Annotated in this window: 1 protein-coding gene; it reads left to right on the plus strand. The window is 50.7% G+C overall.

Going from position 1 to position 876, the window contains the following annotated elements; all coding sequences use genetic code 11:
• A partial coding sequence (locus R7P74_RS25490; RefSeq protein ID WP_318123427.1) for a BCCT family transporter occupies window positions 1-876 on the plus strand: 876 nt, incomplete at both ends.

An 876-nucleotide genomic window follows, 5' to 3' on the forward strand; every position in this document is an offset into this window, starting at 1 on the left:
CACGCACATTGCTTTACCCAATCTTTGGCGACAAAGCGATTCATGGCTGGATTGGTAACCTGGCGGATGCGTGCAGCATCATCGCCGTTGCCGCTGGTACTATCGGCCCTATTGGCTTTCTTGGTTTGCAAATCAGCTACGCGCTGAACTCATTATTTGGTTTCCCAGATAACTTCATCACCCAAAGCATGGTGATTGTCGCTGCCATCGTGATGTACACGCTTTCGGCGCTAAGTGGCGTAAGCAAAGGCATCCAACTTGTGAGCCGTTACAACATCATCCTGTCGGTACTGCTGATCGGTTACATCCTGTTCTTTGGCCCAACGAGCTTTATTATTGATGGCTATGTGCAAGGCGTAGGCCGCATGGTGGATAACTTTTTCCCGATGGCGCTTTATCGCGGTGACACTGGCTGGTTAAGCTGGTGGACGGTGTTCTTCTGGGGTTGGTTTATTGGTTACGGGCCAATGATGGCAATCTTCATCGCACGTATTTCGCGTGGCCGTACCATTCGCCAATTGATTTTGTCCATCAGTATTGCCGCGCCGCTGATCACCTGTTTTTGGTTTAGCATCGTGGGCGGTAGCGGTTTAGCATTCGAGCTCGCGAATCCGGGATTGATCTCTTCGGCGTTTGAAGGCTTCAACCTTCCAGCCGTATTGCTTGCAATCACTGGTGAACTGCCATTTCCGATGATAATTTCGGTGCTGTTCTTGATTTTGACCACCACCTTCATCGTTACGACGGGTGACTCGATGACCTACACCATCAGTGTGGTAATGACGGGTTCTGCAGAGCCAAACGCAGTGATTCGCTCGTTTTGGGGATTGATGATGGGCGTTGTGGCTATCGCGCTGATTTCTATGGGTTCTGGCG

This window comes from Vibrio sp. 2033, from assembly GCF_033339735.1.